11 protein-coding genes are annotated in these 15,663 nt (G+C 68.0%); 5 read left to right on the top strand and 6 right to left on the bottom strand.

The window, feature by feature from the left end; translation table 11 throughout:
- Window positions 1-50 precede the first annotated feature (50 nt).
- From G3N64_RS26965 to G3N64_RS26955, 3 genes are read left to right on the top strand one after another with little or no spacing between them, the layout of a single operon-like run.
- A complete protein-coding gene (locus G3N64_RS26965; protein WP_205786634.1) occupies window positions 51-3,278 on the top strand; it encodes an efflux RND transporter permease subunit in 3,228 nt (1,075 codons plus the stop codon).
- Window positions 3,279-3,327: 49 nt separating this feature from the next.
- The gene (locus G3N64_RS26960; protein ID WP_205786633.1) at window positions 3,328-4,674 is read left to right on the top strand and encodes an efflux RND transporter periplasmic adaptor subunit; all 1,347 of its coding nucleotides are present in this window, start codon (window positions 3,328-3,330) and stop codon (window positions 4,672-4,674) included.
- A gap of 30 nt (window positions 4,675-4,704) precedes the next feature.
- Window positions 4,705-6,270: an efflux transporter outer membrane subunit gene (locus G3N64_RS26955; RefSeq protein ID WP_205786632.1), complete on the top strand. Its 1,566-nt coding sequence runs from the start codon at window positions 4,705-4,707 to the stop codon at window positions 6,268-6,270.
- On the opposite strand, the gene G3N64_RS26950 is transcribed toward G3N64_RS26955, so the two are convergent.
- Window positions 6,251-7,723: a heavy metal sensor histidine kinase gene (locus G3N64_RS26950; protein WP_205786631.1), complete on the bottom strand. Its 1,473-nt coding sequence runs from the start codon at window positions 7,721-7,723 to the stop codon at window positions 6,251-6,253. The two genes, G3N64_RS26955 and G3N64_RS26950, sit on opposite strands and share 20 nt — an antisense overlap.
- Window positions 7,720-8,397 (bottom strand): heavy metal response regulator transcription factor, encoded by a 678-nt coding sequence (locus tag G3N64_RS26945; RefSeq protein ID WP_205786630.1) that lies wholly within the window; start codon window positions 8,395-8,397, stop codon window positions 7,720-7,722. Before G3N64_RS26945 ends, G3N64_RS26950 begins: the two co-directional genes overlap by 4 nt.
- A gap of 200 nt (window positions 8,398-8,597) precedes the next feature.
- On the opposite strand from G3N64_RS26945, the gene G3N64_RS26940 reads away from it, so the two are divergent.
- On the top strand, window positions 8,598-8,855 hold the full coding sequence (locus G3N64_RS26940; RefSeq protein WP_205786629.1) for a DUF4148 domain-containing protein: 258 nt from the start codon (window positions 8,598-8,600) through the stop codon (window positions 8,853-8,855).
- 384 nt (window positions 8,856-9,239) lie between these two features.
- On the top strand, window positions 9,240-10,709 hold the full coding sequence (gene proP, locus G3N64_RS26935; RefSeq protein WP_205786628.1) for a glycine betaine/L-proline transporter ProP: 1,470 nt from the start codon (window positions 9,240-9,242) through the stop codon (window positions 10,707-10,709).
- Between the two features lie 71 nt (window positions 10,710-10,780).
- Here the strand turns inward: proP and G3N64_RS26930 are convergent, their stop codons facing one another.
- From G3N64_RS26930 to G3N64_RS26915, 4 genes are all read right to left on the bottom strand, one after another.
- Window positions 10,781-11,605 carry an alpha/beta fold hydrolase gene (locus G3N64_RS26930; protein WP_205786627.1) on the bottom strand — a complete coding sequence of 275 codons (825 nt, stop codon included), beginning with the start codon at window positions 11,603-11,605 and terminating at the stop codon, window positions 10,781-10,783.
- A gap of 330 nt (window positions 11,606-11,935) precedes the next feature.
- Window positions 11,936-13,288: a TRAP transporter large permease gene (locus tag G3N64_RS26925; protein WP_059241306.1), complete on the bottom strand. Its 1,353-nt coding sequence runs from the start codon at window positions 13,286-13,288 to the stop codon at window positions 11,936-11,938.
- 4 nt (window positions 13,289-13,292) lie between these two features.
- Window positions 13,293-13,865, bottom strand: coding sequence for a TRAP transporter small permease (locus G3N64_RS26920; protein WP_205786626.1), 573 nt, complete (start codon window positions 13,863-13,865; stop codon window positions 13,293-13,295).
- On the bottom strand, window positions 13,862-14,848 hold the full coding sequence (locus G3N64_RS26915; protein WP_205786625.1) for a TRAP transporter substrate-binding protein: 987 nt from the start codon (window positions 14,846-14,848) through the stop codon (window positions 13,862-13,864). The genes G3N64_RS26920 and G3N64_RS26915 overlap by 4 nt, the downstream gene beginning before the upstream one ends.
- Window positions 14,849-15,663 lie beyond the last annotated feature (815 nt).

The following is a 15,663-nucleotide window of genomic DNA, read 5'->3' as shown; positions in this document are numbered from 1 at the left end:
CGCTCGTCGCATCGAATGCGTCTTCCCTGCCCTGCTTCGAGGAAAACATCATGTGGATCGTCCGGCTGGCGTTGCGCAGGCCCTATACGTTCGTCGTGCTCGCACTGCTGATCTTCATCGCGGGGGCGCTCGCGATCCTGCGCACGCCGACCGACATCTTTCCGAACATCGACATCCCGGTCGTCAGCATCGTGTGGTCGTACAACGGCTTCTCGGCCGAGGACATGGCCAAGCGCATCACGACGAACTACGAGCGCGCGCTGACCTCCGACGTCGACGACATCGAGCATATCGAGTCACAGTCGCTGAACGGCGTGTCGGTCGTGAAGATCTTCTTCCACCCCGGTGCGGACATCAACCGCGCGATCGCGGAAGCGTCGAGCAACTCGGCGTCGATCCTGCGCATCCTGCCGCCCGGCACGCTGCCGCCGAACATCATCACGTACAACGCGTCGACGGTGCCGATCCTGCAGCTCGGGCTGTCGAGCAAGACGCTGCCAGAGCAGGATCTCTACGATCTCGGCAACAGCTTCATCCGCACGCAGCTCGCCACCGTCCAGGGCGCGGCCGTGCCGCTGCCGTTCGGCGGCAAGGTGCCCGAGATCGTTGTCAACTTGAACATGCGCGCGCTGCAGGCCAAGGGGCTCGCACCGATCGACGTGGTCAACGCGATCAACGCGCAGAACCTGATCCTGCCCGGCGGCACCGCGAAGATCGGCGGGCGCGAATACAACGTGCAGATGAACGGCAGCACGCAGACGGTCGCCGCGCTGAACGACCTGCCGGTCAAGACCGTCGGCGGCAACGTCGTCTATGTGCGCGACGTCGCCCAGGTGGTCAACGGCTTCGCGCCGCAGACCAACATCGTGCGCAGCGACGGCAAGCGCGCAGCACTGCTGACGGTCGAGAAGACCGGCAGCGCGTCGACGCTCACGATCATCGGCCAGGTGAAGGCGCTGCTGCCGAAGATCGCGGCCGGCCTGCCGAAGGCGCTGCACATCACGCCGCTCGGCGACCAGTCGGTGTTCGTGAAATCGGCGATCCAGGGCGTCGCGCGCGAGGCGGTGATCGCCGCGTGCCTGACCGCGCTGATGATCCTGCTGTTCCTCGGCAGCTGGCGCGCGACGCTGATCATCGCGGTGACGATCCCGCTCGCGGTGCTGACGTCGCTGTGCGCGCTCTCCGTGCTTGGCCAGACGATCAACATCATGACGCTCGGCGGGCTCGCGCTCGCGGTCGGGATTCTCGTCGACGACGCGACCGTCGCGATCGAGAACATCACGCATCACCTCGAACGCGGCGCGCCGCTCGAGGAGGCGATCCTGTCCGGCGCGGGCGAGATCGCGGTGCCGACCTTCGTGTCGACGCTGTCGATCTGCATCGTGTTCGCGCCGATGTTCCTGCTGACGGGCGTCGCGCGCTACCTGTTCGTGCCGATGGCCGAAGCGGTGATCTTCGCGATGATCGCGTCGTACTTCTTCTCGCGCACGCTGATCCCGACGCTCGCGATGGTGCTGATGCGCGCGAAGGGCGACGGCAAGCCGCCGCGCGGCGTGTTCGCCCGCTTCGCGCGCTTCCAGGCCGGCTTCGAGCACCGTTTCGAGGCGGTCCGCGCAGGCTACCGCGCGCTGCTGTCGGCCGCGATCGCGAACCGGCTCCGCTTCGCCGCCGCGTTCCTGCTCGCGTGCGTCGCCTCCACCGGCCTGTTCGCCGTCGCGGGGCAGGATTTCTTCCCGTCGGTCGATACCGGCGAGATCCGGCTGCACCTGCGCGCGCCGACCGGGACGCGGATCGAGCAGACCGCGCGCCTGACCGACGAAGTCGAGGCGCGAATCCGCTCGGCGATCCCGGCGAACGAACTGGCCGGCGTGCTCGACAACATCGGCGTGCCGGTCAGCGGGATCAACCTGACCTACGACTCGTCCGACCCGATCGGCTCCGGCGACGCCGACATCATGATCACGCTGAAAGCCAACCACCGCCCGACCGCGCAATACGTGACGCAGTTGCGCAACCTGCTGAACCAGGCGTTCCCCGGCGTGACCTTCGCGTTCCTGCCGGCCGATATCGTCAGCCAGATCCTCAACTTCGGGCTGCCCGCGCCGATCGACATCCAGATCGTCGGCAACAAGCTCGACCAGAACCGCGCGGTCGCGAACCGGCTGCTCGCGCAGCTGCGCGGCGTGCGCGGGCTCGTCGACGCACGCATCCAGCAGCCCGGCGACGAACCCGCGATCAACGTCGACGTCGATCGCACCAAGGCGATCCAGGCCGGGCTGCAGCAGCGCGACGTGTCGCAGAACCTGCTGATCGCGCTGTCCGGCAGCTCGCAGACCACGCCGAACTTCTGGCTGAACCCGGCCAACGGCGTCAGCTATCCGGTGCTGGTGCAGGCGCCGCAATACGACGTCAACTCGCTGCAGTCGCTCGCGAACATCGCGATGCCGACCGCCGCGCAGTCGCCGCAAACGCCCGCGGGCGGCCCCGCGGCCGGCGCGCCGGTGCAGAACCTGCTCGGCACGCTGGGCACCTTCTCGCGCGCCGAGCAGCAGGCCGTCGTGTCGCATTACAACGTGCAGCCGGTGCTCGACATCTTCGCGTCGGTGCAGGATCGCGACCTCGGCGGCGTGACCGCCGACGTGACGAAGCTCGTCGACGCGGCACGCGCGCAACTGCCGCCCGGCTCGTCGATCGTGCTGCGCGGCCAGGTGCAGGCGATGCACCAGTCGTTCACTGGGCTGCTGAGCGGCCTCGTGCTCGCGATCGCGCTGGTCTACCTGCTGATGGTCGTCAATTTCCAGTCGTGGCTCGACCCGCTCGTGATCGTCAGCGGCCTGCCCGCGTCGCTCGCGGGCATCGGGTGGATGCTGTTCGTCACGAACACGACGCTGTCGGTGCCCGCGCTGACCGGCACGATCCTGTGCATCGGCATCGCGACCGCGAACAGCATCCTCGTCGTCAACGCGGCGCGCGAGCTGCTCGCCGCCGGCACGCCACCGTGGCAGGCCGCGCTCGATGCGGGGTTCAGCCGCTTCCGCCCGGTCGTGATGACCGCGCTCGCGATGCTGATCGGCATGTTGCCGATGGCGCTCGGCCTCGGCGACGGCGGCGAACAGAACGCGCCGCTCGGCCGCGCGGTGATCGGCGGCCTTGCGTTCGGCACGGTGTCGACGCTGCTGCTCGTGCCCGTCGTGTTCGGCTTCGTCCATGCGTGGCTCGACCGGCGCCGCGACGCGGCCAACACCCGCCCCGCGCATGACATGCCGGTGGCGCCCTGATTGCGAACACATCCCGATCCCCTTCGACTCGCCCGACTTCGAAACCATCATGAACGACTCGACCGAATCCCTCGCCCCGTCACCGGCTGCCGAAGCGGAGAAGATGCCGCCCGACACGCCGCCGCCCCCGCGCGGCCGCAAGCTGGCCGTGCCCCTTGCCGCCATTGCCGTCGCCGCCGCGCTGCTGGCCGTCGGCATCGTGCCGCGCGTCGATGCGCGCGCCGCCCAGCGCGTGCAGGTGGCCGCACAGCAGGCGCTGCCCGTATCCGTGGTCCAGCCCGGCACGGCCCCGGCCGACCAGACGCTCACGCTGCCGGGCGCGGTGACGCCGTACGCGGAAGCATCGATCTACGCGCGCACCAGCGGCTACATCGCGCACTGGACCACGGACATCGGCGCGCATGTGAAAGCCGGGCAAACGCTCGCGCAGATCGCGGCGCCCGACCTCGACGCGCAGTTGCGCCAGGCGCACGCCGACACGTCGACCGCGCAGGCGAACTACGACTACGCGAAATCGACCGCGCAGCGCTGGCAGGACATGCTGAAGACGCAGTCGGTGTCGCAACAGGACACCGACACGAAGGTTGCCGACATGAATGCGAAGCGCGCGATGCTCGCATCCGCGCAGGCGAATGCCGCGCATCTGAACCAGCTCGTGTCGTACGAATCGGTCACCGCGCCGTTCGACGGCGTGATCACCGTGCGCAACGTGGACGTCGGCACACTCGTGACGGCAGGCGGCACGCCGGGCAGCCCGGGGCTGTCGGGCGAACTGTTCCACCTCGAGCAGACCGACACGCTGCGCGTGTTCGTCGACGTGCCGCAGGACAGCGCGGCCGGCATCTCGGCCGGCACGTCCGCGTACCTGACCACGCAGCAGTATCCGGGGCGGCACTTCGCCGCACACGTCGCACGCAGCGCGGGCGCGATCGATCCGGTCACGCGTACGCTGCGCGTCGAGATCGACGTCGACAATCGCGACGGCGCGCTGCTGCCCGGTGCGTATGCGCAAGCGCACCTGCGGGTGGCGAGTGCGACGCCCGCGCTCGAGCTGCCGGTCAGCGCGCTGCTGTTCCGGCCGAACGGCGTGACGGTCGCGACCGTCGATGCGAACGGACGCACCGCGTTGAAGACCGTGCAGATCGGGCGCGATTTCGGCACCCATGTCGAAATCGTCGCGGGGCTGGCCGCGACCGATCGCGTGATCGACAACCCGGGCGACTCGATCGCCAGCGGCGAGGCCGTAAGGATCGTGTCGGTCGAACATGGCCCGACGCCGGGTGCCGCAGCGGGCGCGCCAGCAGGCCCGGCATCCGGTGTGCCGGCGGTGCCGCGCGCGACAGCGTCGACACCGGTTGCCACGCCTGTTTCAACGTCAACGAACACCCACGGTTGACCGCCGATGACAACCCGCGAGATATCCGCCATGAGCCTCTTTCGTCCACTTCCGTTCGCTCGCCGCGTCGTCGCACTCGGCGTAGCCGCCGCACTGGCCGCATGTTCGACGCTGCCCGCCTACTCGCCGCCCGCCGTCACGGTGCCCGCGCACTATGCGGGCATACCGGCTACGGGCGTACCGGCTGCGGGCGTACCGGCTACGGGCGTACCGGCTACGGGCATACCGGCTGCGGGCGCGCCCGCCGCGCAGCCCGGCTGGAACGTCGCGGCGCCGGCCGATGCCGCATCGCGCGGCGCCTGGTGGACAGTATTCGACGACGCCGGCCTGAACGCGCTCGAAGCGCGTGTCGACGTGTCGAACCAGACCGTGAAGAAAGCGGTCGCCGATCTGCAGCAGGCGCGCGCGATGATCGACTACCAGCATGCAGGCTTCCTGCCGACCGTCACGGCCGGTGTCGCGCAAAGCCGTTCGCGCGTGTCGCAGAACAAGCTCGGCTCGTCGCTCGCCGGCAAGACGACACCCGACTATCAGGCCGGCGTGGCCGCAAGCTGGGAACCCGACGTGTTCGGCCGCGTGCGCGATGCGGTGACGGGCGCGCAGGCCAACGCCGACGCGAGCGCGGCCGACCTGCAGGCCGTGAAGCTGTCGGTCACGGCCGAGCTGGCGACCGACTATTTCGCGCTGCGCTCGCTCGATACGCAGAAGCAACTGCTCGACGACACGGTGCGTGCCTATGCCGATGCACTGAAACTCCTGCAACAGCAGCTCGCAGCCGGCGCGATCGATGCGTCTGCCGTCGCGCAGGCCGAGACGCAACTCGAATCGACGCGCACGCAGGACACCGATATCGACGCGTCGCGCGCGCAGCTTCAGCACGCGATCGCGACGCTCGTCGGCGAAAGCGCGTCGACGTTCGCGCTGCCGCCACGCGTGCAAGCGTTCGACGTGCCGGCCATCCCGGCCGGCGTGCCGTCGCAGCTGCTCGAACGGCGGCCCGACATCGCGGCGGCCGAGCGCCGCGTCGCGGCCGCGAATGCGCAGATCGGCGAGGCGCGTGCCGCGTTCTTCCCCGATCTCGTGCTGTCGGCGAGCGCGGGGCTCGAAAGCGCGTTCTTCGCGCCGTGGCTCGCCGCGCCGAGCCTGTTCTGGTCGCTCGGCCCGCAACTGGTCGGCACGCTGTTCGACGGCGGACGCCGCAGCGCGACGCTGCGCGGTGCGCATGCGCAATACGACGGCGCGGTCGCCGACTACCGGCAGACGGTGCTCGTCGCGTTCCAGCAGGTGGAGGATCGACTGTCCACGCTCGATGCGCTCGCGTCGGAAGCCGGCAGCCAGCAACGCGCAACCGACGCAGCCGACCTGTCGCTGCGGCTGACGACGAACCGCTTCAACGCGGGTGCCGTCAGCTACCTCGACGTCGTGACCGCGCAGACGATCGCGCTGACGAATCGACGCCAGGCCGACCAGATCGCCGCGCGACGGATGGAAGCCGCAGTCGGATTGCTGACGGCGCTGGGCGGCGGCTGGAACGCACCGGCGGATGCGAACGCCGCCGCCGCCCGGCACACCGCCGCTACGCCGTCGGCGTCTTGATGAACGTGAGGATGAACCGCGTACCGGCCGCGTCGCTCTCGACGCGCGCAGTGCCGCCGTGCAGTTCCATCACCGAGCGCACGATCGCGAGGCCAAGACCGGCCGTGCCGCCCGGCACGCCGCCGCTGCGGGCCGGATCGCCGCGCACGAACCGGTCGAAGATGCGCGGCAGCAGCGCGGGATCGATCGGCTCGCCCGGGTTCGCGACGACGACGCGCACCGCGTCCGCCGTTTCGTCGACGCTCAGCGCGATGACGCCGCCCGCCGGCGTGTAGCGCAGCGCATTCGCGAGCAGGTTGCTGACCGCGCGGCGAAACAGCTCGAGATCGGCGGTCAACTGCCCGCTCCCTTCGACGCGCAGCGTCGAACCCGCTTCGTCGGCGAGCCCTTCGAAATAGCCGGCGATGCGCTCCAGCTCTTCATGCGCGTCGAACCCGCGCTGCCGCGTGACGAAGCCGGGATGCTCGGCGCGCGCGAGAAACAGCACGTTCTCGATCATCCGCGCGAGACGGTCGTACTCCTCGAGATTCGATTCGAGCAGTGCCTGGTATTCGTCGGGCGAGCGCGGCCGCGCGAGCGCCACCTCGGTTGCACCGCGCATGTTGTTCAGCGGCGTGCGCAGGTCGTGCGCGAGATCCGCGCTGAATTGCGACAGGTGCCCGAACGCCTGTTGCAGGCGGCCGAGCATCGCGTTCTGCGCGTCGACGAGCGCCGTCAGCTCGCGCGGCGCCCGCGACGCATCGAGCCGCGTATCGAGCTTGTCGACGGTGATCCGGCCGGTGTTCGCGACGATCTCGCGCAGCGGCGCGAGCGACTTGCGGATCAGCCCGTAGCTGAGCAGCATCGCGAACAGCGCGCCCAGGCCGCCGGCGATCTCCAGCTTGTCGCGGTAGCCGTCGAGCAGTTCGGCGCGATCGCTCATGTCGCGCGCGATCGCGATCCGGATCTTCGTATGGTCGCGCAACTCGGCTTCGGTGACGACGCCACGCACGGGCGGGCCGCCATCGGCATGCCACATCACGATCCGGTCGGCCGTAATCCGTTCGTTCGCAGGCACCGGCGTCGCATGCGGCGGCAACAGTTCGGCATCGGGTAATGCGGGCGACGATGCGCCCGATGCGGCATTCGGCAGATCGTCGAGCGCGGTCCGCCCGACGTCGTGGCGCGCGAGCAGGTGACCCTGCCCGTCGACGACGGCCATCGACAGCGCCTCGTTGCCGAGCACCTGGCTCGTCAAGCGGTCCGCATGCGTGCGCACCGCGTCGAGCGAATCGAGCTCGCCCGCCAGCCGGCGCGTGTGCCGCGCGGCGAGCACGATGTCGAGGTCGTCCTGCGTGCTGACCTGCCGCTCGAGGCCGGTGTACACATACGCACCGACCAGGGCGAACACGGCGAGCGTGGTCGCGCCGAATGCGAGCGCGAGCGTCGCGCCGAGCGAGCGGCCGACCGTCATGCGGCGTCCTTCGGTTCGAGCACGTACCCGACGCCGCGTACCGTATGGATCAGCTTGACCGCGAACTCGTCGTCGATCTTCGCGCGCAACCGCCGGATCGCGACCTCGACCACGTTGGTATCGCTGTCGAAATTCATGTCCCACACGTACGACGCGATCTGCGTGCGGCTCAGCACCTCGCCCTGCCTACGCGCGAGCAATTGCAGCAGCGAGAATTCGCGCGGTGTCAGGTCGATCCGCACGGTACCGCGCTTCACGCGGCGGCGCACGACGTCGATCTCCAGATCGCCGACCGCAATGCGCTCCGTCTCGCGCGGCGGCCCGCGGCGCGCGAGCGTGCGGATACGCGCAAGCAGCTCGACGAACGCGAACGGCTTGACGAGGTAGTCGTCGGCGCCGAGTTCGAGCCCGTGCACGCGATCCTGCACGTCGTCGCGCGCGGTCAGGAACAGCACCGGCGTCGCATGCGTGTCGCGCAGCCGCTTGAGCACGCTCCAGCCGTCGAGAACGGGCAGCATCACGTCGAGCACGATCACGTCGTAGCTTTCTTCCTGCGCAAGCGTCAGCCCTTCGCCGCCGTCCTTCGCGAGATCGACGCTGAAGCCGGATTCCTCGAGCCCCTTCTTCAGGTATGCGCCGGTCTTCGGCTCGTCTTCGACTATCAGGATGCGCATGTTCGGCTCCGTCGCATTCGGTGGTGACATGCGCCGATGTTACCGGGAAACGGCGCGGGCGAGCCGCCCCGCGCACGCGCGACACGGCCCGATTACAAAATTGTAATCGACGGGTCAGTGTGGTGAGCGCCGCGGCATCCAGAATTCGATCCGTGGGCCCCGCCCCACTTGCCCGTTCGTTCAACCGTCAAGGAGTCGCCATGAAACTCGTCGCTGCTTTCGTCGTCGCCACGCTCAGTTTGCCGTTCGGCACGCAGGCGTTCGCCCAGTCCACGCAAGCGCCGCTCACGCGCGCCGACGTCCACCGGCAACTGATCGACGCCGAAGCCGACGGCCTGCTGCCGTTCAACCGGAACGACTATCCGCTGTCGCACGCGGAGATTGCGCGCAACCGCCAGCTTTACGCGCGCCAGCATCCCGATGCGGCGCCGGTCGCGACGGCGGCGGCCGGAAATTGACCTCGGGGTATGACTTGCCGACCTCCGGGTAACAGCCGGAGGTCGTGCGTGCCTCGCCCATTCAATCGAACCGGCGCCGTCATCCGCCCGTTCGCTGTAGCCCCTCGTTTTCACCGGCGTCCGGCATATCGCGCCGCCGAACGCCAGCCTCGACGCTCCCCCCGTGTCGTTTACCACCGGGTTCCGGGCGCATGACCGATAGTCGGCCGCGCCCGTTTCTCTAAACTGGTTCACACAACACACCTGCCCGGTGTCGCCCGCAGCGCGCGTCATTTCACCGACATCGAGGCGCCCCCGACACATCCGCCTTCGCTGCCCCTCGGCCCGCACGAGCCTTCTGCATTCCCGCCCGGCCGGCTGCCAAGGCAATTCCAGGAGAGTTCATTGAGCCCGTCGCAAGCGCACCTCGCGAAAGCCCGGTCTTCGCGCAAGTCCGTCAAGCTGGATGACATCACGATCGTCGACCCCGCCGTCCTCAAGCGCGCGGTGGGCGCAATGGCGTTCGGCAACGCGATGGAATGGTTCGACTTCGGCGTCTACAGCTACATCGCCGTCACGCTCGGCAAGGTGTTCTTCCCGTCGAGCAGCCCGTCCGCGCAGTTGCTCGCGACCTTCGGCACGTTCGCGGCCGCGTTCCTCGTGCGCCCGCTCGGCGGCATGGTGTTCGGCCCGCTCGGCGACCGCATCGGCCGCCAGCGCGTGCTCGCCGCCACGATGATCATGATGGCCGTCGGCACGTTCGCGATCGGCCTGATCCCCAGCTATGCGTCGATCGGCATCATGGCGCCCGTGCTGCTGCTCGTCGCGCGTCTCGTACAGGGCTTCTCGACCGGCGGCGAATACGGCGGCGCAGCCACCTTCATCGCCGAATTCTCGACCGACAAGCGCCGCGGCTTCATGGGCAGCTTCCTCGAGTTCGGCACGCTGATCGGTTACGTGCTGGGCGCCGGCGTCGTCGCGCTGCTCACCGCGACGCTGTCGCAGGAAGCACTGCTGTCATGGGGCTGGCGCGTGCCGTTCTTCATCGCGGGCCCGCTCGGTCTCGTGGGCCTCTATGTCCGGCTGAAACTCGAGGAAACGCCCGCCTTCAAGAAGGAGGCCGAAGCACGCGAAGCGGACGAACGTGCGCGGCCGAAGCAACGCTTCGCGACGCTGCTCGTCGAACAGTGGAAGCCGCTGCTGCAATGCGTCGGCCTCGTACTGATCTTCAACGTGACCGACTACATGGCGCTGTCGTACCTGCCGAGCTACCTGTCGGCCACGCTGCACTTCCGCGAATCGCACGGGCTGTTCCTGGTGCTGCTCGTGATGGTGCTGATGATGCCGATGACGCTCTACGCCGGGCACCTGTCGGACAAGGTCGGCCGCAAGCCGGTGATGATGGCCGGCTGCGTGGGCCTGCTCGTGCTGGCGGTGCCGGCGCTGATGCTGATCCGCACCGGTGGCATGCTGCCCGTGTTCGGCGGGATGCTGATCTACGGCGTGCTGCTGTCGACGTTCACCGGCGTGATGCCGTCGGCGCTGCCGGCGCTCTTCCCCACGCGAATCCGCTATGGCGCGCTCGCGATCGGCTTCAACGTGTCCGTGTCGCTGTTCGGCGGCACGACGCCGCTCGTCACCGCGTGGCTGGTCGACCGCACCGGCGACCTGATGATGCCCGCGTACTACCTGATGGGCGCATCGTTCATCGGCATCGTGTCGGTGCTCGCGCTGCGCGAGACGGCACGCCGGCCGCTGCCCGGCTCCGCGCCGTGCGTGGCGAGCCGCGCGGAAGCGCTGAGCCTCGTGCGCGGCAGGGCCGACGAAGCACGCGGGCGGGACAGGAAGCTCACGCCGGTCAGCGAACGCGCGTGATGTCGGTGCTCGTCATGCGGCCCGCGTGATGCCGGCTCGCATGACGCGACGCCGCGCGACATGCGCTGGCGTCAGCCTGCCGACAGCCGTTGCGCGTCGAACCAGTCGAGCAGTGCACGCGTGACGAACGCGGGATTCTCCAGGTTCGAAATGTGGCCGGCGTCCGGCACCAGCGCATGCCCGCACCCGATCACGCTCGCCATCTTCACGGTTTCCGACGGCGGGCGTGCCATGTCGCCCGCGCCGCACATCAGCAGCGTGCGTTCGGCGTCGAGTGCGGCGAGTGCCGACAGCGTGTCGGGCCGGCCGAAGATCAGCCGGCCGAGCGGGACGACCGATTGCCGCAGCCGGTCGGCCGGCAGGTTCGCCAGCGCGTCGCGAAACGCGGACGGCACCGGGTCCGCCAGATTGACGTCCGGCCGGAAGAACAGCGGCACGATCGCATCGAGCAGCGGCGGCGCGATACGGCCCGCGGCGGCGATCGCGTCGAGCATCCCGAAGTAGCGCAGGCGCGTCGCTTCGGGCTCGGCCTCGAGCGATGCATCCATCAGCACGAGCGTGCGCACGCGCTGCGGTTCGCGCAACGCGAGCCGCGCGCCCCACATGCCGCCGACGCTGAGCCCGACGATCGCGCACTGCTCGATCTCCAGCGCGTCGAGCAGCGCACTCGCGTGCGCGGCGAGATCGTCGAGCGTCTGCGTGCCTTCGGGCAGTGCGCCCGATGCGCCATGCCCCCACAGCTCCGGCACGATCACGCGGTACTGGCGCGACAGCGCGTCGATCTGCGGCGCCCACATCGCCGCATCCCACAGATAGCTGTGTCCGAGCAGCACCGGAAACCCGGTACCGTGATCCTGATAATGCAGGGTACTGCCATGAATGTTCACTGCGGGCATGTCGTCTCCGGTGTCGGCACGGTCGGCAGCCGCCCGGAACCGGGCGCCGCTGTCAGCGGCGTGCTGCATCGAACGCGAAGCGGCGCATCATCGCACAGGTTGCAGGCGCGACGCATGACGAATCGCACTTGCGCCCGGCGCTGTGGCGCGAGTTGGCGGATTGGCGCGACGACCGGTCGGCTGGCGGCAACGGCGAGCCGGATGCGCGGCAGGAATGAGCGCCCATGCGCTTTCCTTTCCGGCGAATTGAAATGGCGCCGCAGAAACGACCGCGGCGCCGGACAACCTCGGTCGTCCGGCGCCGCGCGGGGCAAGCATGCGATCGGAGAATCAGAACACCGCGTGCCCGCTGATCAGGCTCGGCAGCCACGTCGAGAAGAACGGCAGGTACGTGACGATGTTGATCGCACTGAAGATCGCGAGGTAGTACGGCCACGCCATCTTCGTGGTCTCGCCGATCGACACGTTGCCGATCGCGCAGCCGACGAACTGCACCGAGCCGATCGGCGGGTGCACGAGGCCGAGCGAGCAGTTCAGCAGCAGCATGATCCCGAACTGCACCGGCCCGACACCGCACGCCATCGCGATCGGCAGGAACAGCGGCGTCGTGATCAGGATGTGCGCGGCCATGTCGACGAACGTGCCGAGGAACACCTGGATGATGTTGATGTACAGCAGCATCAGCCACGGCGCGGCGGTCGACTGCTTCAGCAGCCCTTCGATCGCATCCGGAATCTCCAGGTACGACATCTGGAAGCGCAGCATGTTGGACACCGCGATCAGCAGCAGCACGACGCCCGTCGTGCGCGCCGCATGCGACAGCGCGCGGCGCAGCTTCTCGGCCGTCAGCGTGCGATACACGACCGCGGTCAGCACGAGCGAGTACACGACGGCGATCGCGGCGGCTTCGGTCGCGGTCGCAATCCCCTTCGCGACACACACGAGGATGATCGCGATCACCATCAGGCCGGGCACCGCGCCGACGAAGCTGCGCAGCACCGCATACCAGCCGGGGAACGCGGGCAGCGCGGACGAACCGTCTTCACGGCGCGGATAGCCGTGACGCACGGCCTGCCAGTACGCGGCGGCGAGCACGAAGCCCATCACCCACAACACCGGCAGCAGCCCCGAGAACAGCAGGTCGCCGATCGACACGCCGCTCACCGGCTGGCCGTGCAGCATGCCGGTGATGCCCTGCGCGGCGAACGCATAGATGATCATGTTGGTCGACGTCGGCATCAGTGCGCCGGCGAGCGACGCATGCGTCGTCACGTTGACCGCGTACGCGGCGCTGTAGCCTTCGCGCTTCATCAGCGGGATCACCACGCCGCCCATCGCCGACGTATCGGCGGTCGGCGAGCCCGACACGCCGCCGAACAGCGTGCAGGCCACGACGTTCGCCATCCCGAGGCCGCCGCGGAAATGGCCGACGGTCGCCTGCGCGAAGCGCAGGATGCGGTCCGCGATGCCGCCATGCAGCATCAGCTCGCCGGAGAAGATGAAGAACGGCACCGCGAGGAACGAGAACGCATTCATCCCGGAGATCATGGCCTGCATCGCGGTCGCGATCGGCAAGCCTTCGACCATATAGGTCAGCACGCAGGCGATGCCGAGCGCGAACGACACGGGCACGCCCAGCACGAGAAATATCAGGAAACTGACGGACAGGATCGCGAGTTCCATGGCGTTATTGTCCCGGCGAAGAACGACGAAGCGCGAGCAGGTGCTCGAGCGAGAAGAGGATGATGGCGATCGCCGCAGGCATCGTGATCAGGTAGCGCACGCCTTCGGGCAGCCCGATGATCGGAATGCGGTCGCCCATCGTCTCGGCGGCCATGCTGCCGCAACCGACCATGATCATGATCGCGAACGCGATCAGGCTCAGGTGCTGGATCGCGATCACCACCGTGCGCGACTTCGGCGGCAGCCGGCGCACGAGCGAATCGAGGCCGATATGGCCGCCGTCGCGCACCTTCATCGCCGCGCCGAACATCGCGATCACGATCACGAGCAGCAGCGCGATCGGCTCGACGAAGTCCGGCGCGTTCTCGAACACGTAGCGCATCACCACCGCGTAGAACACCAGCACCGTGAGCACCGCGAGGCACGCCGACGCGATCACGGCCAGCACGCGGAACAGCACGTCGTTCACGCAGCGCAAGAGCGGCGCGGCGTGCGGCCGCGCCGGCGCCGCACCGTCCGGGGCGGCGGCCGGCGAGCCCGCGGCTGCCGCGCTGTTCAGGGAAGTGCGACGCGTCACTTGGTGGCCTCGATCTCGTCGACGATCTGCTTCATCTGCGGCGTCTTTTCATACTTGGTCCACAGCGGCTGCATCGCCTTCACGAACGCCGCGCGGTCGATCTGCGCGGCCGGCAGGACCTTCGCGCCGCCCTTCGTCACCGTCTGCTGCGCGGACGCTTCGCGCGCGGTCCACAGTTTCTGGTAGTACGGCACCGAATCGGCCGCCGCCTTCCTGATCGCCGCCTGCTCCTGCGGCGACAGCTTGTCCCAGACCTTCTTCGAGAACACCAGCACTTCCGGCGTCATCGCGTGCTGCGTCTCCGAGTAGTCGGGCGCCACTTCGTAGTGCTTGGTTTCCTCGTACGACGGCATGTTGTTTTCGGCCGCGTCGACGAGGCCCGTCTTGAGGCCCGTGTACACCTCGGCGAACGGCATCGGCGTCGGCGTGCCGCCCATCGCCTTGATCTCGTCGACCATCAGGTCCGACGGTTGCACGCGCACCTTCAGCCCCTTCATATCCGCCGGCGAGCGCACCGGGCGCTTCGCGTAGATCGAACGCGCGCCGCTCTCGTAGAACGTCAGCGCGATCATCCCCTTCGCGGTGAATGCATCCAGGATCTTCTGGCCGGCCGGGCCGTACATCGCCTTGCGGAAATGGTCGACGTCACGGAACAGGAACGGGAAGGACGGGATCAGCGATTCCGGCACGATCTCGTTGAACGACGCGCCGTTCACGCGCGCCATGTCGATCGCGCCGATCCGCACCTGGTCGACCGTGTCCTTCTCCGAGCCGAGCGCGCTGTTGCCGAACACCTTGATCGAATCCTTGCCGCCCGTCTGCTTCGACAGTTCGTCGCCCATGAACTTCACGGCCATATTGGTCGGGAAGTTGTCGCCATGCACATCCGCCGAGCGGAACACCCGCGCGTGGGCGGACATCGCGAAGCCGGCCATCAGCGCGACGGCCAGGGCGGTACGGGAGCCGGTGAATCGGTGCTTCATGGTGAGTCTCCTTGATGGTCGATCGTTGTTGTGCGGCGATCCGTCGGGCGGCGCGTGCGCCGTCAATGCGCTTCCCTGAACCGCGGAGTCATACGTCGTATGACGTGCTGAGCGAATGTACGTCGGTTAATCGTTTAACTCACTTGGTGCATACCCGTAGAGCCGCTTTCATGGCGGGTTTCTGGCAAAGTTTGGGGAATCACGTTCTCTGTTTCGATGAATTTACGCGAAACGTTTTCCTGAAACGGGCTCGCGTTCAAGCCGGATGGCCAGCCGGCTGCTTCCGCCGACGACGAAAATCAAACTTTCGCTTTGTTTTCAATTGTTGTAGGATGTCCGATCTCAATGCCGGCACGTCGGCGCAATGTCATGAGCACACGTCGGCGCCGCAGCGCCGCGTGCAGCACGACCTGGAAGGAACGACAGGGAATCCGCGCAGCGGCAGGCGCCCATGCCTGCCCCGCCGTAGGGCGCGAGAGCATTTGCGACTGGCGCCACGGTTTTGCGACTCGGTGTGACTAAGTTACTGCGACTGCCCTACGTGTCGACAACACCCCGTGATATCGCCGTCCGGATTCATACCTGATAGGTCGCATGTTCGCGTAGGGCGCACGGCTGGCACCATGCTTTTCCGACTTTCGACCAAGTCGATGTAACCGACTTGGCTCGCAACTCCGACGGCGGCTCCCGGCCACAAGCGGTCGGTCGACTTCAACGTCCAGATCGTTGACTATTGCGTATGGGTCTTTGGCCACTCTCAGTCACGAAACCGTATGAGGTGCCTAGTCATACATGAACTACCCTCCACTTGAACT

The organism is Burkholderia sp. Ac-20344 (genome assembly GCF_017104975.1).
In the GTDB taxonomy this organism is placed as follows: domain Bacteria; phylum Pseudomonadota; class Gammaproteobacteria; order Burkholderiales; family Burkholderiaceae; genus Burkholderia.
This window is presented reverse-complemented; position numbering and strand designations above follow the sequence as displayed.

Coding starts and splice junctions, on each gene's coding strand:
- G3N64_RS26940 (WP_205786629.1), top strand. CDS start 8,598: ATGAAACTCGTCGCTGCTTTCGTCGTCGCCACGCTCAGTTTGCCGTTC.
- G3N64_RS26950 (WP_205786631.1), bottom strand. CDS start 7,723: ATGACGGTCGGCCGCTCGCTCGGCGCGACGCTCGCGCTCGCATTCGGC.
- G3N64_RS26915 (WP_205786625.1), bottom strand. CDS start 14,848: ATGAAGCACCGATTCACCGGCTCCCGTACCGCCCTGGCCGTCGCGCTG.
- G3N64_RS26965 (WP_205786634.1), top strand. CDS start 51: ATGTGGATCGTCCGGCTGGCGTTGCGCAGGCCCTATACGTTCGTCGTG.
- G3N64_RS26945 (WP_205786630.1), bottom strand. CDS start 8,397: ATGCGCATCCTGATAGTCGAAGACGAGCCGAAGACCGGCGCATACCTG.
- G3N64_RS26925 (WP_059241306.1), bottom strand. CDS start 13,288: ATGGAACTCGCGATCCTGTCCGTCAGTTTCCTGATATTTCTCGTGCTG.
- G3N64_RS26960 (WP_205786633.1), top strand. CDS start 3,328: ATGAACGACTCGACCGAATCCCTCGCCCCGTCACCGGCTGCCGAAGCG.
- G3N64_RS26930 (WP_205786627.1), bottom strand. CDS start 11,605: ATGCCCGCAGTGAACATTCATGGCAGTACCCTGCATTATCAGGATCAC.
- G3N64_RS26955 (WP_205786632.1), top strand. CDS start 4,705: ATGAGCCTCTTTCGTCCACTTCCGTTCGCTCGCCGCGTCGTCGCACTC.